Raw genomic sequence first — 25,702 nt, forward strand, 5'->3', positions numbered from 1 at the left:
TTCCCCACCACCGGCCGTGGCCGGTGCCGTCAGAACCGGTCTTCCTCCAGCGCCATCACCGTGTGCCGTGCCGAGCGGATCGGCGTCAGCAGGCCGCGCGCCTGGGGCAGCACCTGCTCGGCGTAGAAGCGGGCGGTGACCACCTTGCTCTCCAGGAAGCCGGGGTCGGCGCCGGGACGGGAGAGCGCGTCGAGGGCCGCCGCGGCGGCGCGGGCCATCATCCAGCCGCCGGCGACGGTGCCCCACAGGCGCAGGTACGCGGCGGCGGCCGCGGCGGCGGCCACGGCGTCGCCGTCGGCCTGGGTGCGCACCATCCATGCCGTCGCCTCGTCCAGCGCGTCGAGCGCGTCGGCGAGATGGCTGCGGATGGCGGCGGCGTCGTCGCCGGGCAGGCGCTCCAGCACGTCGACGGTCTCGCCCATCTCGGCCAGGAAGGCGCGCGCCGCGGCCCCGCCGTCGCGGCCCACCTTGCGGAAAGCGAGGTCGTTGGCCTGGATGCCGTTGGTGCCCTCGTAGATCGGCAGGATGCGGGCGTCGCGGTAGTGCTGGGCCGCTCCGGTCTCCTCGATGAAGCCCATGCCGCCGTGCACCTGCACGCCGGTCGAGGCGACCTCGACGCCGAGGTCGGTGGACCACGCCTTGACGATGGGGGTGACGAGGTCGATGCGCGCCTGCGCCGCCGCCCGCGCGGCCTCGTCCGGGGCGCGCCGCGCCGCGTCGAGCTGGGTTCCGGCGTACAGCGCCAGGGCCCGGGACGCTTCCGCCTTGGCGCGCATCTCCAGCAGCATGCGGCGCACGTCGGCGTGGCGGATGATGGCGACGGGCCCGCCCTTCGGCTCGGCCAGGTCCTTGGACTGGACGCGGGTGCGGGCGTAGTCGCGGGCCTGCTGGTAGGCCCGTTCGGCGATCGCCACGCCCTGCAGGCCGACGCCGAGGCGGGCGTTGTTCATCATGGTGAACATGTACTCCAGCCCGCGGTTCTCCTCGCCGACCAGATAGCCGACGGCGCCTCCGTCGTCGCCGAAGCTCATGACCGCGGTCGGGCTGGCCTTGATGCCCAGCTTGTGCTCCAGGCTGGCGCAGCGCAGGTCGTTGCGGGCGCCCAGGCTGCCGTCGGCCTCGACCAGCACCTTCGGCACCACGAACAGCGAGATCCCCTTGACCCCGGCCGGGGCGTCGGGCAGGCGGGCCAGCACGAGGTGGACGATGTTCTCCGCCAAGTCGTGGTCGCCGTAGGTGATGAAGATCTTCTGGCCGGTGATGCGGTAGCTGCCGTCGCCGGCGCGCACGGCGCGGGTGCGCACGGCGGCGAGATCGGAGCCGGCCTGGGGCTCGGTCAGGTTCATGGTCCCGGTCCATTCGCCCGACACCAGCCGCGGCAGGTAGAGCGCCTTCTGCTCCTCGCTGCCGTGCTCGCTCAGCAGGTCGACCGCCCCTTGCGTCAGCAGCGGGCACAGGCCGAAGGACAGGTTGGCGCCCTGCCACATCTCCTGCACCGCGAACTGCACCGTCCACGGCAGGCCCTGGCCGCCGTGCTCCGGCTCGAAGGGCAGGGAGTTCCAGCCGGCCTCGACGAATTGGGCGTAGGCCGCCGCCCAGCCCTCGGGCGTGCGCACCACCCCGTTCTCCAGCACCGAACCGTCGCGGTCGCCCACCGGGTTGAGCGGCGCCAGCACGCCGGCGGCGAACCGGCCGGCCTCCTCCAGCACGGCGTCCACCAGATCGGGCGTGGCCGAGTCGCAGCCGGGCAGCGTCGCCACCCGGTCGAGTCCCACCACGTGGTGCAGAAGGAAGCGCAGATCGGAGACGGGGGCGGTGTAGGGAATCATGGCGGCGGGTCCTCTCCCGGTCGAAGGGTGCAGCGGATCTGGCGTCCGGTTGACGTGCACGTCACCATACCGCGTCGCGGGACGGCTGGCGAGCCTCCTCGCTTGGCACGCCGGTTGCTTGGTAGGGGGCGACGCTTCACCGAGGACCCCGCCATGACCGTCGCCGCCCTTGCCCGCCAGGCCGAAACCCTGGCCCACCGCGCCCAGGCGCAGCGCGGTCCCGCCGACGTCGAGGCGGCGGTGCGCAACGCCAGCCGGCGCACCGGTGTCGATTTTGCCTACCTCATGGAAAAAGCTGCCGTCGAGAGCGGATACCGCACCGACGCCAAGGCCGGCAGCTCCAGCGCCACCGGGCTCTACCAGTTCATCGACCAGACCTGGCTCAACACGGTGAAGGCGCATGGCGACAAGCACGGTCTCGGCCAGTACGTCGACGCCATCCAGACCCGCGGCGACGGCCGCGCCGTGGTGTCCGACCCGGCGATGCGGCGCAAGATCCTCGACCTGCGCACCGACCCGGAGATCTCGGCGCTGATGGCGGCGGAGTTCACCCGCGACAACATGGAGGCGCTGCAGGCCAACGTCGGCGGCAAAATCGGCTCGACCGAGCTCTACCTCGCCCATTTCCTGGGCTCGGCCGGGGCGTCGAAGTTCCTCAACGCCATGAAGGACGCGCCGATGCGCCAGGCGGCGGAGCTGTTCCCGGAGGCGGCGTCGGCCAACAAGGCGGTGTTCTACGACCGCTCCAGCGGCGAGCCGAAGACCCTGAAGGCGATCTACGACCGGTTCGCCGCCAAGTTCGACGAGACCGGCGGGCCGCTGGTCTCGGCCGCCGCCAACGCCACCGAACGGGTGCGCCGCGGCGACATGCCCGACGGTTTCACCACCCAGGTCCCCACCTGGTCGACCCGCAACCTCGGGGCCAACCCCCTGTCGATCTACCAGGTCCTCGCCCTCAACGCCCTGGAGACGCCGGACGAGGTGGACGACAACCGCAACCGCGACGCCGACGCGCCCAAGCGCATGCGCGACGAGCCGGTGCGCACCGCCCAGACCTACGAGACCGGGCTGGGCCTGGGGCTGGCGGAGATGTGATGCGGCCGCCGCCCGATCGGTCCGATCGGGCGGCGTGTGTGTCGGCCGGCGGGCGCCGCCTCACGGCGGGCCGAAGACCAGCGCCGCGTTGGTGCCGCCGAAGCCGAAGGAGTTCGAGAGGACGGTGCGGATCGGGCGCGGCCGGGCCCGGCGGGGGACGAGGTCGATGCCCCGGCAGTCCGCCGACGGGTCCTCCAGGTTCAGCGTCGGCGGCGCGATCTGGTGGCGCAGCGCCAGGATCGAGAAGATCGCCTCGACGCTGCCGGCGGCGCCCAGAAGGTGGCCGACCGCCGACTTGGTCGACGACATGGAGAGGCCGTTCGCGGCATGGTCGCCGAACAGCCGCCGGACCGCGGCGATCTCCACGGGGTCGCCCGCCGGGGTGGAGGTGGCGTGGGCGTTGACGTAGTCCACCGCGTCGGGCGCCAGTCCGGCCATGGCCAGGGCGGCTTCCATCGCCCGGAACGCGCCGTCGCCGTCCTCCGCCGGCGCCGTGATGTGGTGGGCGTCGCCGGACGCGCCGTAGCCCAGCAGCTCCGCATGGATCGCGGCGCCGCGCCGCAGCGCGTGGTCACGCTCCTCGAGCACCAGCACGCCGGCGCCCTCGCCCATGACGAAGCCGTCGCGGCGGCGGTCCCACGGCCGCGACGCCGTCTCCGGATCGTCGTTGAAGCCGGTGGACAGGGCGCGGCTGGCGCAGAAGCCGGCGATGCTCAGGCGGCACACCGCGGCCTCGGTGCCGCCCGCCACCATCACCTCGGCGGTGCCGAGGGCGATGCTGCGCGCGGCCTCGCCGATGGCGTGCGCGCCGGTCGAGCAGGCCGTGACGATCCCGTGGTTGGGCCCCTTGAGGCCGTGGCGGATCGACACGTGCCCCGACGCCAGGTTGATCAGGTTCGCCGGGATGAAGAAGGGGGAGATGCGGCGCGGGCCCCGTTCGTGAAGCTCCACGGCCCCTTCGGCGATCTCCGCCAGCCCGCCGATGCCGGAGCCGATCATCACCCCGGTGCGCCGCCGCTCCTCCTCGGCCTCCGGGCGCCAGCGCGCGTCGTCCAGCGCCTCCGCCGCGGCCGCCAACGCCAGGGCGATGAAGCGGCCCATCTTCTTGCGCTCCTTGGCCGGCACCCAGTCGTCCGGCGTGAAGCCGCCGTCGGCCGCGGACCCCTGGGGGACCTGGGCGGCGATGCGGCAAGGCAGGTCGCCGGCGTCGACGCCGGCGACGGTGCGGATGCCCGACTCGCCGGCGATCAGCCGCCGCCACGACCGCTCGACGCCCAGCCCCAGCGGGCTGACCATCCCCATCCCGGTCACCACGACCCGCCGCAGCCCGGGCGCGTCGCCCCGTCCGCTTCGCGTGCTATCCACGATCCGTCCTCCTCGCCCGGTCCGCCGGGGATGCGCCGGTGCCGTCCGTGCCGCCGGCCCCGTCCCGTTGTCTCCGTTCCGTCACCACCGACCGGACGGTGGCGGCGGTGATCGGCTTCAGGGTGTGACGATCCACCACCACGGGGTCGACCGGTGCGCCGGTCTCGACGTCGACCAATGTCACCGCCGGTCCTTCCGGCGCCCAATGGGCGTTCCCCCAGGCGAGCAGCGCCGCCACGACCGGCAGGAAATCGCGCCCCGCGGCGGTCGGCACGTACTCGAAGCGCGGCGGCCGTGCGCTGTAGGGGCGGCGTTCGAGCAGCCCGTTCTCGACCAGCGCCGACAGCCGCCGGCTCAGCATGTTCGGTGCGATCCCCAGACTGGCCTGGAACTCGTCGAAGCGGCGCATCCCGCGCAGGGCGTCGCGCAGGATCAGGATGCTCCACCATTCGCCGACGCGGTCGAGGCTGCGGGCGACGGGGCAGGCCATCCCGTCGAGGCGTTTTCGCTGCATCGGGCGCCCTCCCGTCCGTTCCGATGTGACTTGCAATATGAAAGTCGCTATAGCCGACTTGCTTTCATGATGCAAGTCATGGCGGCAGGCCGTCGCGTCGGCACCGTCGGGGCGGGATCGGGCCCGTCAGGAGCGGTGCCGGACCGCCATCAGCACGTGATCGGCGTAGCGGCCGTCGATCCGCGCGTAGCACCGGGCCGTCGCCTCGACGGCGAAGCCGTGGCGGGCGTAGAGCGCGAGGGCGCGCGCGTTGTGGCCGAGCACCCACAGCGACAGCCGCGGCCGGTCGGCAAGCCGCTCCAGCGCCGCGCCGAGCAGCCGGGAGCCCACGCCGCGGCCCCATTGGCGGCGCGTCACCGCCAGGGTGAGCGACCAATCGTGCGCGGTGCGGGCCGGCGATCCGCCCCAGGCCGACGCCGCGCCGACGACGGCGCCGTCCAGCAGAGCCACCAGGGTGAAGGCCTGCCGGCTGGCCGCCTGTCCCGCGAGGAAGCGGCGGGCGTGCGCCGGGTCCTGCAACGACTCCCCGGCGTCGCGCAGCAGGCAGTGGGTTTCGCCGCGCACCGTGCGGTCGAAGGCGAGATAGGCGTCGGCATCGCCGGGCGCTGCCGGGCGCACGGCAACCTCTTCGTCCCGCCCGCCGGCGGGACCTGCGGGAGGACGGTCGACGGTCTCCGCCGCCCACCGCGGCGCGTCGTCGGGCACCGACAGGCGGGCCAGCAGCAGCTCGTCATGGTCCGCGCCGGCGATGCGCAGCGAGCCGTGCAGGCGGCCCTCGTCGGCGTAGCCGAGCCGCCGGTAGAGCGCCGCCGCACCCCCGTTGTCGGCGGCCACCGTCAGCTCCAGGCGGTGCAGCCCGGCGCGGCCCGCCCACGCGTGGGCGGCGGCGAACAGGCGGGTGGCGACGCCGCGGCCCCGCCAGTCCGCCCGCACCCCCGCGGCCAGCGTCGCCACCCCGCGGGTGCGGGCCAGCCGGCCGCCGGTGGCGGCGAGATAGCCGACCGGCTGTCCCGCCGCCTCGGCCAGGAACACGGCGCTGTTCCCCGACGCCTGGAACGCCGCGAGATCTTCGGACGGTCGGCGGGAGGCGGCCCAGGCCGGGCGTTCCCCCGGCTCGCGCACGAGGAAGGGCGAGGTCGCGTCGACGGCGGCGGCCAGCGCCTGCAGGGCCGGGCCGTCGGCCGGCACGGCCTCGCGCACGGCGACGCCGGTCACCCCCGCCCCCGGTTGGTGACCAGGCGGCGGAAGGCGCGCAGCGCGTCGCTTTCGTAGATCACGCCGGTCGCCCGCAGGGTGGCGGTGTCCGCCACCACCGGCAGCGCCGGGGCGCGGGTGTCGTCGAACCGCCGCAGCGCTTCGCGCAGGTCGGTGGTCGGGGTGAGGGGCGGCAGCGAGCGCAGCAGGGCGCGTGCCGTCGCCGTGCCGTCCTCGGCGCCCGCCGGCCGGCCGCCGGCCAGGGCGCCCGCCGCGTCGCCGGCGGAGAGCAGGCCGGCGAGCCGGCCGCTCTCCGGCTCCACCACCAGGATCGCCCGGTTGCCGCCCGCACGGAGCGCCGCCGCCAGCGCGTCGCGGCCGGCGTCGGCGGCCAGCACGGGGGAATCGCCGCGCATCAGGTCGCGCACCCGCACCGAGGCGAGCTGGCCCAGCTCGTGCCCGTCGCTCAGGTCGATCCCGCGCAGCGCCAGCTGCCAGGTGAAGAAGGAGTGGCCGACGGCGGCGCGCACCAGCGTCGCCGAGACGACGGTCGCCAGCATCGCCGCGAGCGTCGCCGGATAGTTGCCGGTCAGCTCGAAGATGATGAGGATGGTCGAGATCGGCGCCCCCAGCATCGGGCCGGCGACGGCGCCCATGCCGACCATGACGTAGAGCCCGGTCGCCGACGCGCCGCCGCCCAGCACCGTCTCCGCGGCCAGCCCGAAGACGCCGCCGGCCATGGCCCCGAGGAACAGCGACGGGCTGAAGATCCCGCCGCCGAAGCCGGCGCCGAAGCACAGGCAGACCGCGACCAGCTTGACCAGCAGCAGGGCGGCGTAGCCGCCCAGGCCGTAGCCGCCGCGCAGGGCGGTGTCGGTCGCCTCGTAGCCGACGCCCAGCACCTCGGGATAGGCGATCGCCAGCAGGCCGAGCGCCAGGCCGCCGAGCGCCGGATGCAGCCAGCGCGGCAGGCCGGTGCGCCGTCCGGCGGCCAGGAACGCCCGCTGGCTCCACAGCAGCCCGTGCATGAGCGCCACCGCCACCGCCGCCGCGACGACGCCGAGCAGCGCGAAGGAGGGGAACTCCAGGGCCGGCGGGGTGTCCAGCATCGGCAGCACGAAGGCGGGGAAGCCGCCGTAGACGGCGCGCCCCAGGGCGGTGCCGATCACCGCCGCCAGCACCACCGGGGCGAACGCCGACAGCACGGAGTTGCCGGTCACCACCTCCAGCGCGAACAGCACGCCGGCGATCGGCGCGTTGAAGGAGGCGGCCACCGCCGCCGCCACCCCGCAGCCCAGCAGGGTGCGCAGGAGGGCCGGCGTCAGCCGGAAGGCGCGCGCCGCCCATGAGGAGATGGCCGCGCCGAGATGGACGACCGGTCCCTCCCGCCCCAGCGAGGCGCCGACGCCGAGCGACACGGCGTTGGCCGCCGCCGCGGCGACGCCGACGCCGAGGTCCATGCGCCCGCCCCGCACCGCGGTCGCCTCCATCACCTCGGCCACCCCCTGCGGCCGGGCTCCCGGCAGGACGGCGCGGATGAACAGCCCGACCAGCAGGCCGCCGACGGCGGGGCCGGCCACGAGGTGCCACGCCGGCAGGGTCGCCGCGAGGTGGGCGAAGCGCTCGTCGGTCCAGCCGTAGAAGAGCCCCTGGGTCAGGGCGATCGTCTCGCGGAAGAGGATCGCCGCTCCGCCGGCCAGCCCGCCGACCACCAGCGCCAGCACCATGAGGACGATGCGGTCGTTGTGGACGACGCGGCGGAGGCGGATCAGCAGGCGGGGCAGAAGGGTGCGTGGCAAGGCGGGACCGGACGGTTCGACGGTGGACGGGGGTGGATCGCGGTGGCGGTGTGGGATGCAGCCGGCTTGAGGGCGCCGTCTGCGGATGCAATACTGAATGATCAGGCGGCGCGTCCAGCAGACACGGCAAATGTTCGACAACAATGAAACCGCGTCGCGCTCCGCGCCGGGCCGGCGCGTGGCCGCCGGCGACGACATGGCTGTATTTCGGCCGCGGCTGCCGGCTGCGGCGAAGATCCTCCCTTACCTGGAGGAGATCGACGCAAATCGCTGGTATACGAACAACGGACCCTTGCTGCAGCGCTTCGAACGGGGCCTCGCCGCGTGGTTCGGGGTTCCACCCGAGCGTGTCGTCGCCGTCGCCAGCGCCACCGCGGGCCTGTCACTCTGCCTCCTTTCCGCCGGCGCGTCGCCCGGCGGCCTGTGCATCCTGCCGTCCTGGACCCACGAGGCCTCGGCGGTGGCGGCGGTGCGGGCCGGGTTGACGCCGTGGCTGCACGACGTCGACGAGGCCACCTGGCAGCTCGATCCGGCGGCGGTCGCCGACAGTGTGCGCCGCCAGCCCCGGGTGACCAGCGTTCTCGTGACGGCCCCGTTCGGCGCGGCCGTCGACCCGGCGCCGTGGGCGGCGCTGGCCGAGCGGAGCGGCGTCAGCGTCGTGATCGACGCCGCCGGCGGCTTCGACGGCACGCGCGGCGGCGCGGTCGACACCGTCGTCAGCCTGCACGCCACCAAGGTGTTCGGCATCGGCGAGGGCGGCGTGGTGATCGCCCGCGACGCGGCGCGGGCGGAGCGCCTGCGCACCCTCGCCCGGCTCGGGCTCTCCGCCGACCGGACTGTCGCGCAGGCGGGGATGAACGCCAAGCTGAGCGAGTACGGCGCGGCCGTCGGCCTGGCGGCGCTCGACGAGTGGCCGCAGCGGCGGACCGGCCTGCGCCGCCTGCGCGCGGCCTACGCGGCGCGCTTCGGCTCCGATGGTCCGATCCGACCCTGGCTGCCGGACGGGGTGTCGTCCACCGTCGTCGTGCGCCTGCCGCGGCCGACCGTCGTCGCGACGGCCGAGGCCCTGCGCCGCCGCGGCATCGGCACGCGGCTGTGGTGGCACCGCGGCTGCCACCGTCAGCCGGCCTTCGCCGACCTGCCGCGCCAGGCGTTGCCGGTGACCGAAGCGCTGGCGGACTCGGTGCTGGGCCTGCCCTTTCACGACGATCTGGACGGGCGCGACGTCGACCGCGTCGTCGCCGCGCTGCTGGATGTGGTGGCGCAGCCGGCGTGATCCGCGGCGCCGCCGACGGCCGGCACCGCGACGCGCGTCCGCAGGGTGCCCGCGTCGGGAATTCCCAGGAGGTAAGGGCTGACCGAGAACGGCAGCCATCGTCCGGCGGCGTCCCGCTTGCCGGTCAGCCGCAGCGGGCCACGGTGCCCGATGCGCGACAGCGACAGGGCCCAGCGGCGGGCCGGTTCGACGACGGACGCGGCGGCCGCGGTTCCCGCCTCGGCGGGCCGGATGTCGGCCGGTTCGCCGCCACGCTGGGTGCAGGCGGCGGCGCGGATCTCGGCGACGCCGCCGTCCGGCGGGACGATGGTTTCCGCCACCTCGACCACGTCGGCCAGCCCCCAGGTCCAAGGCGCACCCGGCCGGGCGTGCCATGCCGCCCGCTGCGCCGCCAGATCGTCCGCCCCGAGCAGCGGCTGGACGACGCACCCGCCGTCGGCCAGCGCGGCGACGACCTGACCCCAGGTCTCGAGCAGGGAGACCGGGCCGTCGCCCCGGCTCGGCTTGGCGACCACGGGCAGGCCGCCCCGCCGCACCAGGGCCGCCGCCCCGGCGACGGTCGTGGCGCAGGGGACGAAGGTCAGTCCGTGGGCCCGGGCATGGGCCGCCGCCGCGGCGCGCGCGGCGCCCGGCGGGCCGAGCACCCAGCGCAGCGACGGCGTGCGGCCGGACAGGGCCGCCAGCGCCGCGTCGGAGGCGGCGAACGCCGTGTCGATGCGGTGCGCGGCGAGCAGGGCGGCGACACGCTCGGCGTGGTCCGGGGCGCCGGCGGGCGGCAGGCGGACGGCGTGGTCGCAACGCCGCAGGTCCGGCTCGTCCGGCGCCGATGCGGCGCCGACGACCAGCAGTCCGGCGCGGCGGTCCGCCAGCGTGTCGAGCAGGGCCGCGCCGTGCCGGGTGCCGAGACCGGCGACCAGCACCCGGCGCGCCGCCGGGGACGCCGGTGGGGCCGGAGCGGCCGGCCGGCGCGGGGCCGCCCAGGTCCCGTCCCCGTCGAAGGCGCGCCGCCGCGCCGCCGGAAGGTCGAACGACCGGGTCGCCGGCCGGCCGGTGCCGGCCCGTGCCGCCATGGCCGGCGCCGGCCAGCCCAGCCGCGAGGCGACGAGGTGAAGCACCTGGTTGTGCCCGAGGGCGGCCCGCACCGCGGCGCTGCCGCCGAAGCGGGGGTTGAGCTCGTAGGGCAGGAAGCGGCCGTCCGCCAGCCGCTTTCCCTGGATGTTCAGCGGTCCGCGATGGCCGCGGCGGCCCAGCGCCTCGCCCCACGCCCGCACCGCGGCCGCGACGCCGGCGTCGTCGAGCAGGCGGATGCCGGTCCGGAAGGGGGGCGCGGTCACGCCGCCGTCCAGGCACAGGGTGGCGACGGTGCCGTCCTCGGCCAGGGTCAGTTCGGCGTTGATCTCCTCGTCGCGGAAGGCCCAGCGCCAGGGCAGGCCGCGCGCCGCCGCCCGCCGGAACGCCGGCAGCGCCGCGCGCACCGATTCGGGGCCGCAGAAGGCCTGGATCGTCAGGGCGGTATCCGCCGCCGCGGCGGCCAGGTCGCGCTCGTCGGCCAGCAGCCAGACGTCCCGGCTGCCCGAACCGCGCCACGGCTTGGCCAGCAGCGGGAAGCCGTGCTCCGCGGCCAGAGCCGCGACGTCGTCGGGACCTTCGGCGGTCGGCGCGAACGGCAGCCCGTGGTCCCGCGCGAAGCGGTGGCAGAGCCGCTTGTCGAGAAGCAGGGCGGCGAGTGCCGGCGGCGGAACCGGGAAGGCCGTGTCGGGAAACTCCCCCGCGGCCGCCAGCGCGGCCAGGGCCGGCACGTCCTCGTCGCGCCCGGCGAGCACGAGGTCGGGGCGCTCCGCCGCCAGCACCGTCCGCAGCGCCGCCGCGAACGCCGCCGCCTCCCGCACCGGCGGGACGCGGTGCAGCCGGTCGCAGGCGAAGGCGGCCGGCGCCGCCACGCTGTTGACGCCGACGACGGTCAGGGAGTCGCGGACGCTCGCCAGGCAGCTCACGACGGCGTCGGCGACGAGGCTGCCGGCGCTGGTGATCAGGAGGGTCGGCACGGCCGGCGGCCCCTGGTCACACGGCGGGCGCCGCACCGGCGGCGTCGAGCAGGTCGCGCATGGCGCGGTCCGGCGAGAAGCGCTGCGCGGCGCGTTGCCCGGCGCGGGCGACCGCCTCCAGGGCGGGGTCGCCGGAGAAGGCACGCTCCAGGTGCTCGCCGAGCCCGTCGAGATCGTGCCGGAACGTGAGGAGGTCGCCGTCGCCGAAGAAGCGCGCGGTGGCCCGCGTGCGCGCGGCGATCCCCACGGCGCCGCGGACGAGCCCGTTGAGGATGCGCTCGCTCAGGCCGCCGCCCATCAGGTTCGGGGCGTGGCTGACGACGGCCCGGCTGCGGCCGGCGAGCTCGACGAGGTCGGGAAACGCCATCGGGCCGAGGACGCGGGCGTGGGGGTGGACGGCGACCCCGGCCGGCCAGCCGGCCGTCACGAACTGGCAGGGAAAGCGGGCGAGGGCGGCCAGCAGGCGGCGCTTGGCGCGGGCGATGACGAAGCGGCCGACGCACTCCAGCAGGAGCGCGCCGTCCCCGCGCCAGGGATCGAGCGCCCCGTCGCGTTCGCCGAACAGGGCCGCGGCATGGTGCCAGGGCGGTGTCTCCGGCTCGGCCTCCAGCCGCTCGACCAGCGCCTCGGCCGTCGCCGCGTGGCCGGGCAGACGGATGCGCCAGTCGTCCCGCTCTGCAACGAAGATGGGGTAGCCCGTGACGTAGGTGACGGCAACCGTGCGCCGCCGCCAGTCCGGCGCCGGATCGCGCGGCGGCACCCATAGGGGAAGCGAGGCGCAGCGGCGGCCGGGCACGCAGTCCGGGCCGTCCAGGTCGATGAAGGCGAGCAGGGCGTCCGGATCGACCGCCCGGGCCAGGGCGATGGCCTGCCGGCTGTGCGCGAAGTAGGCGGGGTTGTTGAGCCGCATCACCAGCCGCCCCGGCGGCAGGGCGCGGCAGGCGGCCGCGAAGGCGGCGCCGGCCTGCAGGACGCCGCCGTCGGCAAGCACCAGGTCGGCGCCGGAGAGGTCGGCGTCGGCCGTCACGGCGTCGGCGGCGATGACGCGCGTGTCCCAGCCCAGCGCGCGGAGGGCCGCGGCCCGCAGGGCGATGCCGGTGCGGACGACGCCGTACCAGTCGAAGGCGGCCGAGCGCTGGACGATGACGGCTTGGCGCCGCACGGTGCCGGGCGGCGGATCTTCGGTCATGGTGCACGCTCTAGCACCGCAGGCCCGGCGCGTCCATCGGGACGGGCCCCGGGACGATCGTCCGCCGATCGTCCGCCGGCCGTTGCCGGCCGCCGGCCCGGAAGCTATGGTCCCGCCCACCGCGAGACCGACCGGAGAGGCAGGGAGCCATGGCCAGCGTCACCATCCGTCCGGCGACCGTCGAGGACGCCGACACCATCCTCGCCTTCGTCAGGGAACTGGCCGAGTTCGAGCGCGAGCCGGACGCCGTCAAGGCGACGCCCGCCGACTTCCGCCGCGACGGCTGGGGGCCGGACCCGGTGTTCGCGGCGCTGATCGCCGAACTGGACGGCGTCCCCGCCGGCTTCGCGCTCACCTTCCGCAACTATTCCACCTGGGAAGGGCGGCGCGGCCTGTTCGTGGAGGATCTCTACGTCCGCCCGGAGGCGCGCCGCCACGGCGTCGGCCGGCTGCTGCTGGCGGAGGTGGCGCGCCGCGCGCTGGCCGAGGGGTGCCGGCGCGTCGACCTGAACGTGCTGCACTGGAATCCGGCACGCGGCTTCTACGCCGCCACCGGCTTCCGCCATATGGAGGACTGGCTGCCCTACCGCCTCGACGGAGCCGCGCTGGACGCCCTGGCCGCCGCGGCGGTCTGACGGGCACCGTCTGACCCGTCCGTCCGCAGCGCGTCGGAGAAGCGCCGGGTCGCCCCCGTGAGCTGGTCCGTTTCCTCGCGCATGCGGCGGGCGGCGGAGAAGATGCCGTCGGCGACGTCGCCCGCCTGCTCCGCCGCCTTGGCGACGCCGGCGATGGCGGCGCTGACCGAGCCGGCGGAATCGGCGGTTTCCTGGATGCCGCGGGCGATCTCGCGCGTCGCCCGGTCCTGCTGGCCGACGGCGCCGGCGATCTCGTCGGCGATGCGGCACACGCCGTCCAGGGTGGCGCCGATGCCGGCGATGGCGCCCACCGCCCCGTCGGTCGCCTGGCGGATCGCCGCGATCTGCCGGGTGATGTCGTCGGTCGCCCGCGCCGTCTGACCGGCCAGGCTCTTGACCTCGCCGGCGACGACGGCGAAGCCCTTGCCGGCTTCCCCGGCCCGTGCCGCCTCGATGGTGGCGTTGAGGGCCAGCAGGTTGGTCTGGGCGGCGATGGCGCTGATCAGGTCGACCACCTCGCCGATGCGGTGGACCGTCTCGGTGAGGTGGGCGATGGTCGCCGAGGAGCGCTGCGCCTGGCCCGCCGCGTCGCCGGCGAGCGCCACCGACTCGCGCACCCGCTCGCCGATGCTGGCGATCGAGGCGGACAGCTCCTCGGTGGCGGCGGCGACCGCGTGCACGCTGTCGGCGGTGCGCGCCGCCGCGGACGACACCTCCTGGGAGAGGGCGGTGGTCCGGCCGGCGCTCTGCGACAGCGTCTCGGCGGCGCCGTGCAGGGCGCCGGCGCGCTCGCCGAGCCGATCGGACAGCGCGGCGATCTCGCCCTCGAAGGCGCCGAGATTGCCCTCCAGCGCCTCGCGCCGTTCGCGGTCGCGGGCGGCGTCGCGGCGTTCGCGCTCCCCGGCCTCGCGCAGGCGCAGCAGCCCGTCGCGGAACACCTGGACGGTGCCGGCCATAGCGCCGATCTCGTCGCCGCGGCCGAGGTGGGGGACCGCGGTGGCGAGATCGCCGCGGGCCAGCCCGTCCATGGCCGCGGCGAGGCCGGCGAGGGGCCGGACGATGCGGCGGCGGGTGAACCACACCAGCAGCCCGCCGACGACGGCGACCAGGACCAGGGCGGCACCGCCGCCGGCCAGCACGCTGAGCCGCAGGTCGGCGATGCCCTGGCGGTTGGCCTCGGTGAGGGCGGCGCGGCCGCGCGTCAGCTCGTCGTTCATGGCGCGCATGGCGGCGACGGCCGGCGCGGTGTCCAGGGCGGCGGCGGCGACCGCCCGCTCCCGCGGCCCGCCGGCGGCGACGACCGCGGCGGCGGCGTCGAGGCGCCGCTCCAGCTCGCCGAGCGTCGCCGCCAGGGTGTCCACGGCCCGCCCCTCGGCCGGCGACAGCGCGCCGGCGTAGCGGTAGACGTCGAGGTTGGCGGCGGCCCGCCGCAGGCTGCGGCGCACCTCCTCGGCCTGCGCCGGGGCGCCGCCGAGGAGATAGTCGCCGAAGCGGTGGATGACGCCGCCGAAGCCCAGCGCGGCGCGCAGCTCGGACAGGGCGTCGGCCTTGGCGGCGGCGCCCAGGTCGTAGGCGGTCCAGCGCTCGTCCACCTCCTGGATGCCGCGCACGGCGACGGCGCCGACGGCCAGCGCCAGCAGCAGCGCCAGCGCCAGCCCGGCCGACAGCAGCCCGCCGAGCCGGGCGATGCCGATCCGCACCCGCCGTCGGCTTGTGTGACCTCCGCTCATCGCGTCCTCCCCCACGGCCGTCGCGCCAGCAGACGGTCGAGCGACAACGCACCGGGGCCGCGCACGATCAGGCTGCACAGCAGGATCATCCACAGCACGTGCTGCGGATTGTCGAAGGCGGGGTTGGCCGCCCCCACCACGAACTGGATGACCAGCGTCATCGCCAGCAGCGGCACCGCCGCCAGCCGGGTCGCCAAGCCGGCCAGGACCAGGACCGGCATCGTCAGCTCGGTCGCGGCGGCGAGCCCGGCGGCAGCCTCCGGCGGCAGCAGCGGCACCCGGTATTCCTGCTCGAACAGGAACAGCGTCGCCGGCCAGTCCGAGAGCTTCTGCACGCCCGAGCGCAGGAAGATCGGCGCCACCGTCAGGCGGATCCACAGGTCGAGCAGGGGGGCGGCGTAGCGGGCCAGCAGCGCCTCGGCCTGGCCGGCCAGGGCGGCGAGACCGTCGCCGCGGGACGTCGTCAGGGACGGCATCATGGCGTTCCTCCATGGGGCGGCACGCCCAGCGCGTAGCCCGCCACCAGAGCGTTGCGGAGAAGCAGGGCGAGCACGGCCTGCGGGTCGCCGCCGCGAACGGCGGCCGCCTCGGCCAGGGTGGCGCCCGCCAGCAGCGCGGCCGCCACGGCGCCGTCGGCGGGCGCCAGCCGGGCGCACAGCACCTCCTCGGCCGGGCGGCCCACCAGCACCGCCTCCGGGTGCCGCTCCGGGATCCCTGCGTCCGTTCCGCGCCACAGCGCGTGCACCGGCCAGGGCGAGCGGACGAGGCGCACCGAGGGGTGGGGCACCAGCCGCAGGCCGGCCGCCCGGTCCGCCGGCACGGCGGCGAGGCGCTGCGGGTCGAGCGGCTCGGCGTCGGCGGCGAACAGGGCCTCGTGCATCGCCCAGTCGAGCCGGGCGACGTCGGCCAGCCATGGCGGGGCGCCGGGGACGAGGCCGGCGAGGCGGTCGGCGAAGCCGGCGCCGTAGGCCCACAGCGCCGGCTGGCGCGGCGGGCTCGCCGCGGCGAAGCGGCGTGCCGCGGCGTCGAAGGCGTCCGCCCCGGCGAGGCGCCGCGCGGTGGGATGGGCCGCCGCCAGCACCGCCGCCAGCGAGCCCAGCACGGTGTTGCGGTAGACCGCCAGCCGGGCGGCGGGCAGACCCGGGGCGAGATGGGCGGCGACCGAGCCGTCGCCGGCCAGCACCCAGTCGCGCAGGGCGCGCTGCCGATCAGCCAGCACGGCGCCCCTCCTCCGCGCAAGCCGCGTCCAGCACCGCCTGCGCGCGCGCCGCCTCGTCCAGCAGGACGGCCAGGGGCGGCAGGGCGGTGTCCCACTCGACCAGGGTCGGCCGCGGGCCGAAGCGCTCCAGCACGGCGGCGAACAGGGCCATGACCGGGGCGCCGACGCGGCTGCCGTGGTCGTCGATCAGCAGCGTCTCGCCGCCGAACGGGACAGCGGCGTGCCCGGCCAGATGCAGCTCGCCGACCGCGTCGCCGGGGATGCGGTCGAGCCAGGCCGCGGGGTCGAAGGCGAGGTTGACGGCGCTGACGTGGAGGTTGTTGACGTCGAGCAGCAGGCCGCAGCCGGTCCGGCGCACCAGCTCGGCGAGGAACTCGGCCTCGGGAATGGTGCTCTCGGCGAAGGCGATGCAGGCGGCGGGGTTCTCCACCAGGATGCGCCGGCCGAGCGCCTCCTGGGCGTCATCGAGGTTGCGCCGCACCACCTCCAGGCTCTCCTCGGTGTAGGGCAGGGGCAGCAGGTCGTTGAGGTAGGCGCCGTCGTGGACGCTCCAGGCCAGATGCTCGGACACCAGCACGGGTTCGATCCGGTGATGCAGCGCGCGCAGGCGCAGCAGATGGTCGGGGTCGAGGCCGTCGGCGCCGCCCAGCGACAGGCCGACGCCATGGCAGCTCACCGGCCGCTCCCGCCGCACCCGGTCGAGCCCGGCCAGCCGCGGCCCGCCGGGGACGAGGTGGTTTTCCGGATGCACCTCGACCCAGGCGGCGGGGCAGGCGGCCGCGACGAAGTCCCGCAGGTGCGGCTCGCGCAGGCCGATCCCGGCGCGGGGCGGCAGCACGGGCGGGGGCGCGGGCGGGGGCTTCGGCGCGGCCACGGCCGTCACGCCTTCTTCTTCGGGTTGGTGCCTTCGAAGGGGGTGAGGCTGCCGTCCATGCCCTGGCAGGCGCCGGCGGGCACCAGCTTCCAGTCGCCGCCGTCGTAGGTCAGATTGCTGTTTCCGGCGCAGGAATGCAGGCCCTTGGCGTGGGCGCAGCCGTTCTCGCCGGCCTTGGAGATGCCGTAGCACTTCTCCATGGACTGCTGGGCCGAGGCCGGGGCGGCCAGGGCGGCCAGCGCGCCGGCGAGGACGGTGGCGAGCGGCAGTGCGGTGCGGATCTTGTCGGTCATCGCGGGTCTCCTTGGCGTGTTTGGCCCGGCCTCAGGCGGCCGGGACGGGGTCGAGCAGCAGGTCGAGGATCGCCTGCGGCTCGGGGCGCTGGGTGAAGTCGGCGTCGATGCGCGCGAAGCGCACGACGCCGCTCTGCGCCAGCACGTAGGTGGCGGGGATCGGCAGCTCCCACGGATCGCCCGGCGGGCGGCCCTGGCGGCGGCCGAGGTCCAGCCCGCGGTCGCGGTAGGCGTCGCGGACGTCGTCCGGAACCCGGAACAGCAGGCCGTAGCTGCGCGCCACGGCGCCGCCGAAGTCGGACAGGATGTCGAAATCCAGCGCCTCGCGTTCGGCGAGGCTCAGGCTGTGGTCGGGCAGGTCGGGCGACACCGCGACCAGACGGGCCCCGGCCGCCGCCAGCCGCGGCTGGACCAACTGCATGGCGCGCAGCTGGGCGCAACAGTAGGGGCACCAGCCGCCGCGGTAGAACAGCAGCACCACCGGCCCCCTCGCCACGACGTCGTACAGCGACACGGTGCGCCCGACCTGGTTGGGCAGGGCGAAGTCCGGCGCCGGCATGCCGGCGCGCAGGGCGCCGAACTCGACCCCGCGCGCCTTCAGGTCGGCGATCATCCGGTCCATCGCCTGCACGCTCCCGGCGGGCAGCCCGGCGCGGGATTGTTGGCGGATGGCGCGCAGGCGGCGGTGGAGGTGCATCGTCGCGGGTCCATTGTCGGTGGCTTCGACGGAAGGCATGTTCGCGCAGCGCAGCCTTGCGAAAAACGTGTGGCTGCGCACAGGATGTTTGCGCTGTGTGCAAAGATCACGAACGCGCGAGGGGCGTCATGGACCGGCTGGACGATCTCACGGTGCTGGTCGAGGTGGTCGACAGCGGCAGCCTCTCGCTGGCCGGCGAGCGGCTCGGCCTGTCGGCGTCGGCGGTCAGCCGGCGGCTCAGCCAGATGGAGGCCCGGCTCGGGGTGCGGCTGGTGTCGCGCACCACCCGCCGCATTGCCCTGACCGAGGCGGGGGCCGCCTTCTGCGCCCGCGCCCGCGCCATCCTGGCGGCGCTGGACGAGGCCGAACGGGCGCTCACCGAGACCGCCGAGGCGCCGCGCGGCACCCTGCGGGTGTCCATGCCGGTGGCGTTCGGGGAGATGCACGTGGCGCCGCTGCTGCCCTCCTTCATGCAGCGCCACCCGCGGGTGGCGGTGGAGGCGAGCCTCAGCGACCGCACCGCGAAGCTGGTGGAGGAGGGGCTCGACCTGGCGATCCGCAGCGGGCGCCTCGTCGACTCGTCGCTGGTGGCGCGCCGCCTGATGCCGCTGCGGCACGTCGTGGTGGGCAGCCCCGACTATCTCGCCCGCTGCGGCGAACCGGCTGGCGTGGCCGAGCTGGTGCGCCACAATTGCCTCGCCTTCGTCAACGACGGCACCCGGCAGGACTGGCCGTTCGCGGTCGGCGACCGCCGGGAGAGCGTGCGGGTGACCGGCACCCTGCAGGCCGACGCGCTGGCGCCGCTGCGCCAGGCGGCGCTGGCGGGGATCGGCCTGGCCCGCCTGCCGGGCTTCGCCGTCGCCGAGGACGTCCGCCAGGGGCGGCTGGTGCCGGTGCTGGCCGGATGCACGGTGGCCGACGAGGCGATCCATGCCGTCTTTCCGACGGCGCGCCATCTGCTGCCGAAAGTGCGCGCCTTCATCGACCACCTCGTCGCCACCCTGGGCGACCCGGAGTACCAGGCGCGGCACGGGTTCGTGTAGGCGGGTCCCGCGGGATGGCGCGGCGGCGTCCGCGCCGGCCGGTCAGGCGGCGAACTCCAGGCTGACGCGGCTGCCGGCACCGGGCTCGCTGTCGATCCGCAGCCGGCCGCCGTGGGCCTCCATGAGGGCCTGGACGATGGCGAGGCCGAGGCCGGTCCCCTGGCCGTCGCGGGCCACCAGGGGCGAGCACTGCTGGAACGGCAGGGCGGCGCTGCGCACCTGCTCGGGCGTCATGCCGATGCCGGTGTCGCAGACCCGCAGCACGCAGCGACCGCCGGGACCGCGCAACGCCTCCACCGTGATGCGGCCGCCCGCCGGCGTGAACTTGACGGCGTTGCTCAGCAGGTTCAGCAGCATCTGCCGCAGGGCGCGGGGGTCGGCGAGCAGGCGGCCGATCCCCGGCTCGAGCCGCGCGTCGATGCGCAGCCCCTTGCGCTCGGCCTGCGGGGCGACGACGCGGAGTCCCCATTCGACGACCGGACGCACGTCCACCGGCTCCTGCACCAGCTCCATGGTGCCCGCCTGCAGGCGGGAAAGGTCGAGGACGTCGTCGACGAGGAGCAGCAGGTGCCGGCCGGCGTCGTGGATGTCGCGGGCGTACTCGGCGTAGCGGTCGACGGCGTCGCGCCCGAGGGCGGTGTCCCTGACGATCTCGGAGAAGCCGAGGATGGCGTTGAGCGGCGTGCGCAGCTCGTGGCTGACCCGGGCGAGGAATTCGCGGTTGAGGTTGAGCGCCGCGGCGAGCCGGTCCGCCGCCCGGCGCTGGGCGACGATGAAGGCGGTGGTGGAGACGACCAGGACGGTCAGCAGGGCGGCGACGGCGGCGATGTTGATGGCGAAGCCGCCGGCCGCGGCGGCGACGTCGGCCTCGGCCACGGCGGCCAGCGCCACCAGCGGGAAGCTCTTGAGCTGCCGGTAGGCGACGTGGCGCACCCGGCCGTCGATCTCGCTGACCTGCCGGTAGACGCCCTGGGGTGCGGCGAGGAGTTCGTCCCACAGCCGCGATTCCGGGATGCGCAGCCCGACGCCGACGCTGCCGCCGCGCAGCCGGCGGACGTGGACGACGCCGTCGTCGATGCCGACCAGGGCGATCACGGCGTTCTCGCCGGCCGGCGCCGAGTCGAAGAGCGTGGCGAAATAGCGCGGGTCGAGCGCCGCCACGAGCTCGCCGGCGGGGCGGCCCTCGCGGTCGGCGAGCGGCCGTCTCAGGCGCAGCAGGGCCTCCTCGTCGCCGCGGCCGGCCGGGTCCGGCCCGCTGGCGTAGAGCCGCACCCCGGCGGCGTCGAAAACGGCGAAGTGGCCGACCAGGCCCGGGTTGTAGAGTCCCTCGGCGATCGGCGCCACCACCGCCGGCAGGCCACCGTCGGCGTAGCGCAGGGCCAGCAGACGCAGCGCGTTGTCCACCTCGTGCAGGGCGTGGTAGGTGCTGCTCTCGAAGCCGCGGACGACGTTCCGGGCGTTGGCGACGGCGGTGTCGAGCTGGCGGGCGTGGACCGTCTGCCAAAGCTGCCATGCGCCGGCCCACACCGCGGCGATCACCGCGGCGGCCACGGCCACCGGCCGGACGCGCTCCAGGCGCCGCGCCATCGTCACCCCGTCGTTTCCCTTGCCCCCGCGCGGCCTCGGGCGCAGTCCCCTTCACGATACGGCCGCCGGCGGATTCTAGCGCCGGGGCGACGGGGTTTTTCTACTGGGCGGACGTCGTATGACCGCCGCCCGGCGGCGGTTCACGCGGCGAAGCGGCGCGTCAGCCGGGCCACCGCCTCGTCCAGCACCGCGTCGGACTTGCTGAAGCAGAAGCGGATGACGGTGCCCGGCGCGTCCTCCACGTAGAAGGCGCTGACCGGGATGGCGGCCACCCCGGCCTCGACGGTGAGCCAGCGGCAGAACGCCTTGTCGTCGCCGTCGAAGCCGGTGGCGGCGATGTCGGCGGCCACGAAGTAGGTGCCGGCCGACGGCAGCACGCGCAAGCCCACCGCGGCGAGGCCGGCGGCCAGCCGGTCGCGCTTGGCCTGCAGGCCGGCGGCGAGCCCGGCGAAGTAGGCGTCGTCCTTGCCGAGCCCGTAGGCCACGGCGGCCTGGAGGTTGGGCGGCGTGGTGAAGGTGAGGAACTGGTGCGCCTTGGCGACGGGCTGCATGAGGTGCGGCGCCCCGGAGACGTAGCCGACCTTCCAGCCCGTCAGCGAGAAGGTCTTGCCGGCCGAGCCGATCTTGAGGCAGCGCTCGCGCATGCCGGGCAGGGTCATCAGCGGGACGTGGCGGCGGCCGTCGAAGACGATGTGCTCGTAGACCTCGTCGCAGACGGCGTACGCGTCGAAGCGCTGGACGTACTCGGCCAGCAGCTCCAGCTCGCCGCGCGTGTACACCTTGGCCGCCGGGTTGAGGGGGTCGTTGATCACCACCAGCTTGGTCCTGGGGGAGAAGGCGGCCTCCAGATCGTCGCGGCCGAAGCTCCAGTCCGGGCCCGTCAGGCTGACGTAGCGGGGCACGCCGCCGGCCAGCCGGACGATCGGCAGGTAGCTGTCGTACATCGGCTGGAACAGCACGACCTCGTCGCCCGGCTCGATCAGGCCGAGCAGGCAGGCCGTCAGCGCCTCGGTGGCGCCCGACGTGACCATGGTCTCGGTCTTCCAGTCGAGCTCCAGGCCGTAGAAGCGCCGGGCGTGGGCGGCCACGGCCTGGCGCAGCTCGGGCGTACCCATCATCGACGGATACTGGTTCCACCCCTCCAGCAGCGCCGTCGCCGCCGCCTGCAGCACGTCCGCCGGGCCGCGGTCGTCGGGGAAGCCCTGGCCGAGATTGATGGCGCCGTGCTCCTCGGAGAGGCGCGACATCACCTCGAAGATCGTCGTCCCGTAGCTCGACAGGACCGCGTTGCCAGACTTCACCGTGCTTCTCCTCGGGGACGGACGGACGCCCAGAATGGCGGCAACCCCAACGACTGTCCAGCAGGCACCGCCACGCGTTCCGCGGACGTCGCCGTCAGGCGATCGCCCACAGGGGAAGGCGGCGCTGCCGGCGCCGGCGGAAGAAGGTGCGGATGCGCTCGAACGGGCCCAGCATGCGCGGGTAGCGCTTCTTCATCCGCACGAACAGGCGGCGTGAATCGGGGGAGTGGCGCAGCACGATGAGGCCGCCGACGAAGGCGACGGGAACGCCGCCCGGCCCGGGGATGGGGGTGATGAGCACGCCCAGCGCGATGATCGCCCATCCCAGCCCCACGAGCAGCCGGCGGCGCACCCGGGCGAAGGACGAAGACGCGGATACGGGACGGACCATGGCGGGACCGGGAGCTCCTCGGGTGGCGGGACGGCCACCGGCATATGGGGGTTCGTCGCCCGCCGGAACAGGGGAACGGGGCGGTCACGAAAAGGTTTCCGCCGCCCCCGTCCGGGTCAGTGCAGGGTCGCCGCCATCTCGACGGCGCCGCGCGGGTCGAGACGGTGGAGCACCTCGTCCACCTCCGCCGGGCCGGGCTGCCAGCCGAACTCGCGCGCCAGCTCGGTGCGGGCGGCGAAGGCGCGGCGGTTCAGCGCCGCGCAGTCGGGGGTCTCCGGCGTCCGGCAGCGGCGGTCGGCGCAGCTCTCCAGCATCAGGCGGATCATGCGGTCGCGCTTGCCGGCGTCGACGAAGCCGGAATCGTCGAAATAGAGCTTGGTGAATGCGACTTCTGCCACGTGCGGCTGTGCGCCCTGCTCGGAGATCAGAATCGCCGAGACCAGGTCGATGCAGCGTCCGGCAAAGGCGGGGATCGGCTCCACGCCGTCGTCGGCGTGGTCAAAGGTCCGGCTCGGCAGGTCGACGAGCCGCCCCGAATCGTCCCGGACGAGATAACGGCGCTTGATGGCCATGACCGCCTCCAGTCTGGTTTCCCCCGACAGGGGAAAAGCGTACATCAAACCATGCGAAGGGGGAACAGGCTCCGCTGGAGCGCGCGGCGCCGGCCGCCTTCGGTCCATTCTAGCGCGACGCAGCATGCTTAAGGAAGATGCCCGATGAAACTGCTCAGGTATGGCCCCGCCGGACTGGAGCGCCCCGGCCTCCTCGACGCCGAGGGGACGATCCGCGATCTCTCCGGCGTGGTCTCCGACCTCGGGCCGGCGGCCCTGTCGGACGCGGCGCTGGCGCGCCTGCGCGGGCTTGACACGGCGCGCCTGCCCGCGGTTCCCGGCGACGTCCGGCTGGGGCCGCCGGTGGCCGGGGTGTCCAAGGTGGTGTGCGTCGGCCTCAACTACGCCACCCACGCCGCCGAGGCGGGCATGGCGGCCCCGGCGGAGCCGGTTCTGTTCATGAAGGCCACCACCGCCATCGGCGGCCCCACCGATCCGGTGGTCCTGCCGCGCGGCGCCGCCAAGGGCGACTGGGAGGTCGAGTTGGGCGTGGTGATCGGCAGCACGGCGCGCAACGTCGACACGGCCGCCGCCCTCGACCACGTCGCCGGCTACTGCATCGTCAACGACGTGTCGGAGCGCGCCTGGCAGCTCGAGGGCACCGGCCAGTGGGTCAAGGGCAAGAGCGCCGACAGCTTCTGCCCGCTGGGGCCCTGGCTGGTGACGCGTGACGAGGTGCCCGACCCGCAGGCCCTGCGGCTGTGGCTGGAGGTGGACGGGCGGACCATGCAGGACGGCAACACCGCCGACATGATCTTCGGCGTCGCCGAGCTGGTGGCCTACATCAGCCGCTGCATGACCCTGCTGCCCGGCGACGTCGTCGCCACCGGCACGCCCGCCGGCGTCGCCCTGGGCCGCACGCCGCAGCCCTGGCTGAGGCCCGGCCAGGTGATGCGCCTGGGCATCGACGGCCTGGGCGAGCAGCGCCAGCCGGTGAGCGCCGCCGAAGGGTGACGGCGCGCCGACCGGCGGCCGTGACCGGGAGCGTCGGCGCGGGGGCCGTCATACTTCGGCGGCCGCCGCGCCGACCCCGTCAGGGCGCCCGCCGCCGAGCGCCCGCCCGCGGGGCGGTCAGCCCGGCCCGGTCATCGCCTCCGGCCGCACCCACGCGTCGAACTGCTCGGCCGTCAGCAGGCCGAGGGCGACGCCGGCCTCCTTGAGCGTCGTGCCCTCGGCGTGCGCCTTCTTGGCGATCTTGGCGGCGTTGTCGTAGCCGATGTGCGGGTTCAGCGCGGTGACCAGCATCAGGCTCTCGTGCAGCAGCTTGGCGATGCGCTCGCGGTTGGGCCGGATGCCGACCACGCAGTTGTCGGTGAAGCTGACCGCCGCGTCGGCCAGCAGGCGGATCGACTGCAGCACGTTGTAGGCGATCACCGGCTTGAAGACGTTCAGCTCGAAATGCCCGGTGGCGCCGGCCACGCTGACCGTGGTGTGGTTGCCCATGACCTGGGCGCAGACCATGGTCAGCGCCTCCGATTGGGTCGGGTTCACCTTGCCCGGCATGATCGAGGAGCCCGGCTCGTTCTCCGGCAGCGCCAGCTCGCCGATGCCGCAGCGCGGCCCGGAGCCGAGCAGGCGGACGTCGTTGGCGATCTTCATCAGCGACACGGCGACGGTGTTGAGCTGGCCGTGCGCCTCCACCAGCGCGTCGTGGGTGGCCAGCGCCTCGAAGCTGTTCTCGGCGGGCACGAAGGGCAGGCCGGTGATGGCGGCGACCCGGTCGGCGAAGGCCTTGGCGAACCCCGCCTTGGCGTTCAGCCCGGTGCCCACCGCGGTGCCGCCCTGGGCCAGGGCGTAGAGGCGGGGCAGCGCCGCCTTCGCGCGCTCCACCGCGTGCTTCGCCTGGGCGGCGTAGCCCGAGAATTCCTGTCCCAGGGTGAGCGGGGTGGCGTCCTGCAGGTGGGTGCGGCCGATCTTGACGATGTCGGCGAAGTCGGCCGCCTTGGCGGCGAGTGCGGCGTGCAGGTGCTCCAGCGCCGGCACCAGCTCGTGGTGGATCTGCTCGGCCGCGGCGATGTGCATGGCGGTGGGGAAGCTGTCGTTGGACGACTGCCCCATGTTGACGTGGTCGTTGGGATGGACCGGCGTCTTGCTGCCGACGGTGCCGCCCAGCAGCGCGATGGCGCGGTTGGCGATCACCTCGTTGGCGTTCATGTTGGTCTGGGTGCCCGAGCCGGTCTGCCACACCACCAGCGGGAAGTGCTCGGCGAGCGTGCCGTCGGCGACCTCCTCGGCGGCGGCGACGATGGCGCCGCCGAGCCGGGCGTCGAGCACGCCCAGCTCCATGTTGGCCTGGGCCGCCGCCTTCTTCTGCACGCCCAGCGCGCGGACCAGCGGCGCCGGCATGCGCTCGCCGCCGATCTTGAAGTTCTGCAGCGAGCGCTGCGTCTGCGCCCCCCAGTAGCGGTCGGCCGGCACCTCGATGGGGCCGAAGGAATCGGTTTCGCTGCGCACCGCCGGCTTGCCGGTCATGGCTCCTGTCCTCGCTCTGCGCCACTCGGGTTCCGCCAATCTTTACCGCGGCGGGCGCGGTGGCAAGGGGGGCGTGCGCCGCCGCGCCCGGGAATCGCCACGTCGTTCTTGATTTGTTCTGATCGGCGCGGCACAATACCGATCCAGTTCCGCTTTGCCCGTTCGAGGAGGTGCCCGATGGAGACGCTTGTCACCGACCGCGTGCGTGCGCGCATCGCCAAGCCGCGCGTGGCCGAGATGCTGGCCCGCGGCTGGGACGTGCTCGGGCCGGCCGGGGAGGGGATGCTGCTGATGGAAGGGCCCGACCCGGATCTGCAGCCGTCGCCGGCCCCGTCGCCGATGGCCGCCTTCGCGCGCCCGCTGCTCGGCCGGGCGCAGCTTCGCGCCCACGCCGCGGCGCGCGGCCGCGCCCTGTTCGGCGAAGCCGCCTAGGTCATCGGTCAAACGTTCGGGGTAATCCCGGAACTAATCCCGAGGAGTATGACTCCGGCCGCGGGGTAATACCCAAGAGCCGGCCAGGAGTTAAGGCCCGTTAGTAACTCG

The 25,702-nt window shown here is 75.0% G+C and carries 24 protein-coding genes; 6 read left to right on the forward strand and 18 right to left on the reverse strand.

The features are described from left to right. Positions 1 to 29 precede the first annotated feature (29 nt). Positions 30 to 1,829 carry an acyl-CoA dehydrogenase gene (locus ACSBPG_RS19650; RefSeq protein ID WP_435538898.1) on the reverse strand — a complete coding sequence of 600 codons (1,800 nt, stop codon included), beginning with the start codon at positions 1,827 to 1,829 and terminating at the stop codon, positions 30 to 32. Positions 1,830 to 1,982: 153 nt separating this feature from the next. Here ACSBPG_RS19650 and ACSBPG_RS19655 point away from each other — a divergent pair, with 153 nt between their 5' ends. Beyond that, complete coding sequence (locus ACSBPG_RS19655; protein ID WP_435538899.1) at positions 1,983 to 2,924, forward strand: hypothetical protein; 942 nt, start codon at positions 1,983 to 1,985, stop codon at positions 2,922 to 2,924. Positions 2,925 to 2,984: 60 nt separating this feature from the next. On the opposite strand, the gene fabF is transcribed toward ACSBPG_RS19655, so the two are convergent. From fabF to ACSBPG_RS19675, 4 genes are all read right to left on the reverse strand, one after another. After that, entirely contained in the window at positions 2,985 to 4,250 is a 1,266-nt protein-coding gene (gene fabF / locus ACSBPG_RS19660) for a beta-ketoacyl-ACP synthase II (RefSeq protein ID WP_435538930.1), read from the reverse strand. 31 nt (positions 4,251 to 4,281) lie between these two features. Beyond that, entirely contained in the window at positions 4,282 to 4,803 is a 522-nt protein-coding gene (locus ACSBPG_RS19665; protein WP_435538900.1) for a winged helix-turn-helix transcriptional regulator, read from the reverse strand. A gap of 126 nt (positions 4,804 to 4,929) precedes the next feature. Then, positions 4,930 to 6,018, reverse strand: a complete 1,089-nt coding sequence (locus ACSBPG_RS19670) for an N-acetyltransferase family protein (protein ID WP_435538901.1) — start codon at positions 6,016 to 6,018, stop codon at positions 4,930 to 4,932. Further along, the gene (locus ACSBPG_RS19675; RefSeq protein WP_435538902.1) at positions 6,015 to 7,796 is read right to left on the reverse strand and encodes a chloride channel protein; all 1,782 of its coding nucleotides are present in this window, start codon (positions 7,794 to 7,796) and stop codon (positions 6,015 to 6,017) included. Before ACSBPG_RS19675 ends, ACSBPG_RS19670 begins: the two co-directional genes overlap by 4 nt. A gap of 130 nt (positions 7,797 to 7,926) precedes the next feature. On the opposite strand from ACSBPG_RS19675, the gene ACSBPG_RS19680 reads away from it, so the two are divergent. Next, positions 7,927 to 9,072, forward strand: coding sequence for a DegT/DnrJ/EryC1/StrS family aminotransferase (locus tag ACSBPG_RS19680; RefSeq protein ID WP_435538903.1), 1,146 nt, complete (start codon positions 7,927 to 7,929; stop codon positions 9,070 to 9,072). On the opposite strand, the gene ACSBPG_RS19685 is transcribed toward ACSBPG_RS19680, so the two are convergent. Both ACSBPG_RS19685 and ACSBPG_RS19690 read right to left on the reverse strand, forming a co-directional pair. Beyond that, entirely contained in the window at positions 8,997 to 11,117 is a 2,121-nt protein-coding gene (locus ACSBPG_RS19685; protein WP_435538904.1) for a hypothetical protein, read from the reverse strand. The two genes, ACSBPG_RS19680 and ACSBPG_RS19685, sit on opposite strands and share 76 nt — an antisense overlap. 16 nt (positions 11,118 to 11,133) lie before the next feature. After that, entirely contained in the window at positions 11,134 to 12,306 is a 1,173-nt protein-coding gene (locus ACSBPG_RS19690; protein ID WP_435538905.1) for a glycosyltransferase family protein, read from the reverse strand. A 149-nt stretch (positions 12,307 to 12,455) separates the two neighbouring features. Between ACSBPG_RS19690 and ACSBPG_RS19695 the strand changes: the two genes are divergently transcribed. Next, positions 12,456 to 12,941, forward strand: coding sequence for an N-acetyltransferase family protein (locus ACSBPG_RS19695; RefSeq protein WP_435538906.1), 486 nt, complete (start codon positions 12,456 to 12,458; stop codon positions 12,939 to 12,941). On the opposite strand, the gene ACSBPG_RS19700 is transcribed toward ACSBPG_RS19695, so the two are convergent. The 6 genes from ACSBPG_RS19700 to ACSBPG_RS19725 are packed head-to-tail and all read right to left on the reverse strand — an operon-like array spanning position 12,890 to position 17,754. Next, a complete protein-coding gene (locus ACSBPG_RS19700) occupies positions 12,890 to 14,671 on the reverse strand; it encodes a methyl-accepting chemotaxis protein (protein WP_435538907.1) in 1,782 nt (593 codons plus the stop codon). The two genes, ACSBPG_RS19695 and ACSBPG_RS19700, sit on opposite strands and share 52 nt — an antisense overlap. Continuing rightward, on the reverse strand, positions 14,668 to 15,150 hold the full coding sequence (locus ACSBPG_RS19705) for a DoxX family protein (RefSeq protein WP_435538908.1): 483 nt from the start codon (positions 15,148 to 15,150) through the stop codon (positions 14,668 to 14,670). Before ACSBPG_RS19705 ends, ACSBPG_RS19700 begins: the two co-directional genes overlap by 4 nt. Next, positions 15,147 to 15,890, reverse strand: a complete 744-nt coding sequence (locus ACSBPG_RS19710; protein WP_435538909.1) for an HvfC/BufC family peptide modification chaperone — start codon at positions 15,888 to 15,890, stop codon at positions 15,147 to 15,149. Before ACSBPG_RS19710 ends, ACSBPG_RS19705 begins: the two co-directional genes overlap by 4 nt. After that, a complete protein-coding gene (gene bufB, locus ACSBPG_RS19715) occupies positions 15,880 to 16,773 on the reverse strand; it encodes an MNIO family bufferin maturase (RefSeq protein WP_435538910.1) in 894 nt (297 codons plus the stop codon). Before bufB ends, ACSBPG_RS19710 begins: the two co-directional genes overlap by 11 nt. Continuing rightward, positions 16,770 to 17,057 carry a BufA1 family periplasmic bufferin-type metallophore gene (locus tag ACSBPG_RS19720; protein WP_435538911.1) on the reverse strand — a complete coding sequence of 96 codons (288 nt, stop codon included), beginning with the start codon at positions 17,055 to 17,057 and terminating at the stop codon, positions 16,770 to 16,772. The genes bufB and ACSBPG_RS19720 overlap by 4 nt, the downstream gene beginning before the upstream one ends. 31 nt (positions 17,058 to 17,088) lie before the next feature. Then, a complete protein-coding gene (locus ACSBPG_RS19725) occupies positions 17,089 to 17,754 on the reverse strand; it encodes a peroxiredoxin-like family protein (RefSeq protein ID WP_435538912.1) in 666 nt (221 codons plus the stop codon). A gap of 128 nt (positions 17,755 to 17,882) precedes the next feature. On the opposite strand from ACSBPG_RS19725, the gene ACSBPG_RS19730 reads away from it, so the two are divergent. Further along, positions 17,883 to 18,797 carry a LysR family transcriptional regulator gene (locus ACSBPG_RS19730; RefSeq protein ID WP_435538913.1) on the forward strand — a complete coding sequence of 305 codons (915 nt, stop codon included), beginning with the start codon at positions 17,883 to 17,885 and terminating at the stop codon, positions 18,795 to 18,797. A 42-nt stretch (positions 18,798 to 18,839) separates the two neighbouring features. On the opposite strand, the gene ACSBPG_RS19735 is transcribed toward ACSBPG_RS19730, so the two are convergent. From ACSBPG_RS19735 to ACSBPG_RS19750, 4 genes are all read right to left on the reverse strand, one after another. Further along, positions 18,840 to 20,384: a sensor histidine kinase gene (locus tag ACSBPG_RS19735; RefSeq protein ID WP_435538914.1), complete on the reverse strand. Its 1,545-nt coding sequence runs from the start codon at positions 20,382 to 20,384 to the stop codon at positions 18,840 to 18,842. A 140-nt stretch (positions 20,385 to 20,524) separates the two neighbouring features. Beyond that, entirely contained in the window at positions 20,525 to 21,685 is a 1,161-nt protein-coding gene (locus tag ACSBPG_RS19740; RefSeq protein ID WP_435538915.1) for an aminotransferase, read from the reverse strand. Between the two features lie 94 nt (positions 21,686 to 21,779). Beyond that, positions 21,780 to 22,076 (reverse strand): hypothetical protein, encoded by a 297-nt coding sequence (locus ACSBPG_RS19745; RefSeq protein ID WP_435538916.1) that lies wholly within the window; start codon positions 22,074 to 22,076, stop codon positions 21,780 to 21,782. 116 nt (positions 22,077 to 22,192) lie between these two features. After that, positions 22,193 to 22,648: a hypothetical protein gene (locus tag ACSBPG_RS19750; protein WP_435538917.1), complete on the reverse strand. Its 456-nt coding sequence runs from the start codon at positions 22,646 to 22,648 to the stop codon at positions 22,193 to 22,195. A gap of 144 nt (positions 22,649 to 22,792) precedes the next feature. On the opposite strand from ACSBPG_RS19750, the gene ACSBPG_RS19755 reads away from it, so the two are divergent. Further along, positions 22,793 to 23,641, forward strand: coding sequence for a fumarylacetoacetate hydrolase family protein (locus ACSBPG_RS19755; protein ID WP_435538918.1), 849 nt, complete (start codon positions 22,793 to 22,795; stop codon positions 23,639 to 23,641). Between the two features lie 117 nt (positions 23,642 to 23,758). Here the strand turns inward: ACSBPG_RS19755 and fumC are convergent, their stop codons facing one another. Then, entirely contained in the window at positions 23,759 to 25,159 is a 1,401-nt protein-coding gene (fumC, locus tag ACSBPG_RS19760) for a class II fumarate hydratase (RefSeq protein WP_435538919.1), read from the reverse strand. Positions 25,160 to 25,336: 177 nt separating this feature from the next. Between fumC and ACSBPG_RS19765 the strand changes: the two genes are divergently transcribed. Continuing rightward, positions 25,337 to 25,591 (forward strand): hypothetical protein, encoded by a 255-nt coding sequence (locus ACSBPG_RS19765; RefSeq protein ID WP_435538920.1) that lies wholly within the window; start codon positions 25,337 to 25,339, stop codon positions 25,589 to 25,591. Positions 25,592 to 25,702 lie beyond the last annotated feature (111 nt).

The sequence above is a fragment of the Azospirillum sp. ST 5-10 genome (assembly GCF_051225715.1).
In the GTDB taxonomy this organism is placed as follows: Bacteria; Pseudomonadota; Alphaproteobacteria; order Azospirillales; family Azospirillaceae; genus Azospirillum.

Excerpts from the sequence above, each read along its gene's own strand:
- ACSBPG_RS19650 (WP_435538898.1), bottom strand. The coding sequence starts at position 1,829 with ATGATTCCCTACACCGCCCCCGTCTCCGATCTGCGCTTCCTTCTGCAC.
- ACSBPG_RS19655 (WP_435538899.1), top strand. The coding sequence starts at position 1,983 with ATGACCGTCGCCGCCCTTGCCCGCCAGGCCGAAACCCTGGCCCACCGC.
- ACSBPG_RS19665 (WP_435538900.1), bottom strand. The coding sequence starts at position 4,803 with ATGCAGCGAAAACGCCTCGACGGGATGGCCTGCCCCGTCGCCCGCAGC.
- ACSBPG_RS19680 (WP_435538903.1), top strand. The coding sequence starts at position 7,927 with ATGTTCGACAACAATGAAACCGCGTCGCGCTCCGCGCCGGGCCGGCGC.
- ACSBPG_RS19690 (WP_435538905.1), bottom strand. The coding sequence starts at position 12,306 with ATGACCGAAGATCCGCCGCCCGGCACCGTGCGGCGCCAAGCCGTCATC.
- ACSBPG_RS19695 (WP_435538906.1), top strand. The coding sequence starts at position 12,456 with ATGGCCAGCGTCACCATCCGTCCGGCGACCGTCGAGGACGCCGACACC.
- ACSBPG_RS19700 (WP_435538907.1), bottom strand. The coding sequence starts at position 14,671 with ATGAGCGGAGGTCACACAAGCCGACGGCGGGTGCGGATCGGCATCGCC.
- ACSBPG_RS19705 (WP_435538908.1), bottom strand. The coding sequence starts at position 15,150 with ATGATGCCGTCCCTGACGACGTCCCGCGGCGACGGTCTCGCCGCCCTG.
- ACSBPG_RS19720 (WP_435538911.1), bottom strand. The coding sequence starts at position 17,057 with ATGACCGACAAGATCCGCACCGCACTGCCGCTCGCCACCGTCCTCGCC.
- ACSBPG_RS19725 (WP_435538912.1), bottom strand. The coding sequence starts at position 17,754 with ATGCACCTCCACCGCCGCCTGCGCGCCATCCGCCAACAATCCCGCGCC.
- ACSBPG_RS19730 (WP_435538913.1), top strand. The coding sequence starts at position 17,883 with ATGGACCGGCTGGACGATCTCACGGTGCTGGTCGAGGTGGTCGACAGC.
- ACSBPG_RS19735 (WP_435538914.1), bottom strand. The coding sequence starts at position 20,384 with ATGGCGCGGCGCCTGGAGCGCGTCCGGCCGGTGGCCGTGGCCGCCGCG.
- ACSBPG_RS19745 (WP_435538916.1), bottom strand. The coding sequence starts at position 22,076 with ATGGTCCGTCCCGTATCCGCGTCTTCGTCCTTCGCCCGGGTGCGCCGC.
- ACSBPG_RS19750 (WP_435538917.1), bottom strand. The coding sequence starts at position 22,648 with ATGGCCATCAAGCGCCGTTATCTCGTCCGGGACGATTCGGGGCGGCTC.
- ACSBPG_RS19755 (WP_435538918.1), top strand. The coding sequence starts at position 22,793 with ATGAAACTGCTCAGGTATGGCCCCGCCGGACTGGAGCGCCCCGGCCTC.
- fumC (WP_435538919.1), bottom strand. The coding sequence starts at position 25,159 with ATGACCGGCAAGCCGGCGGTGCGCAGCGAAACCGATTCCTTCGGCCCC.
- ACSBPG_RS19765 (WP_435538920.1), top strand. The coding sequence starts at position 25,337 with ATGGAGACGCTTGTCACCGACCGCGTGCGTGCGCGCATCGCCAAGCCG.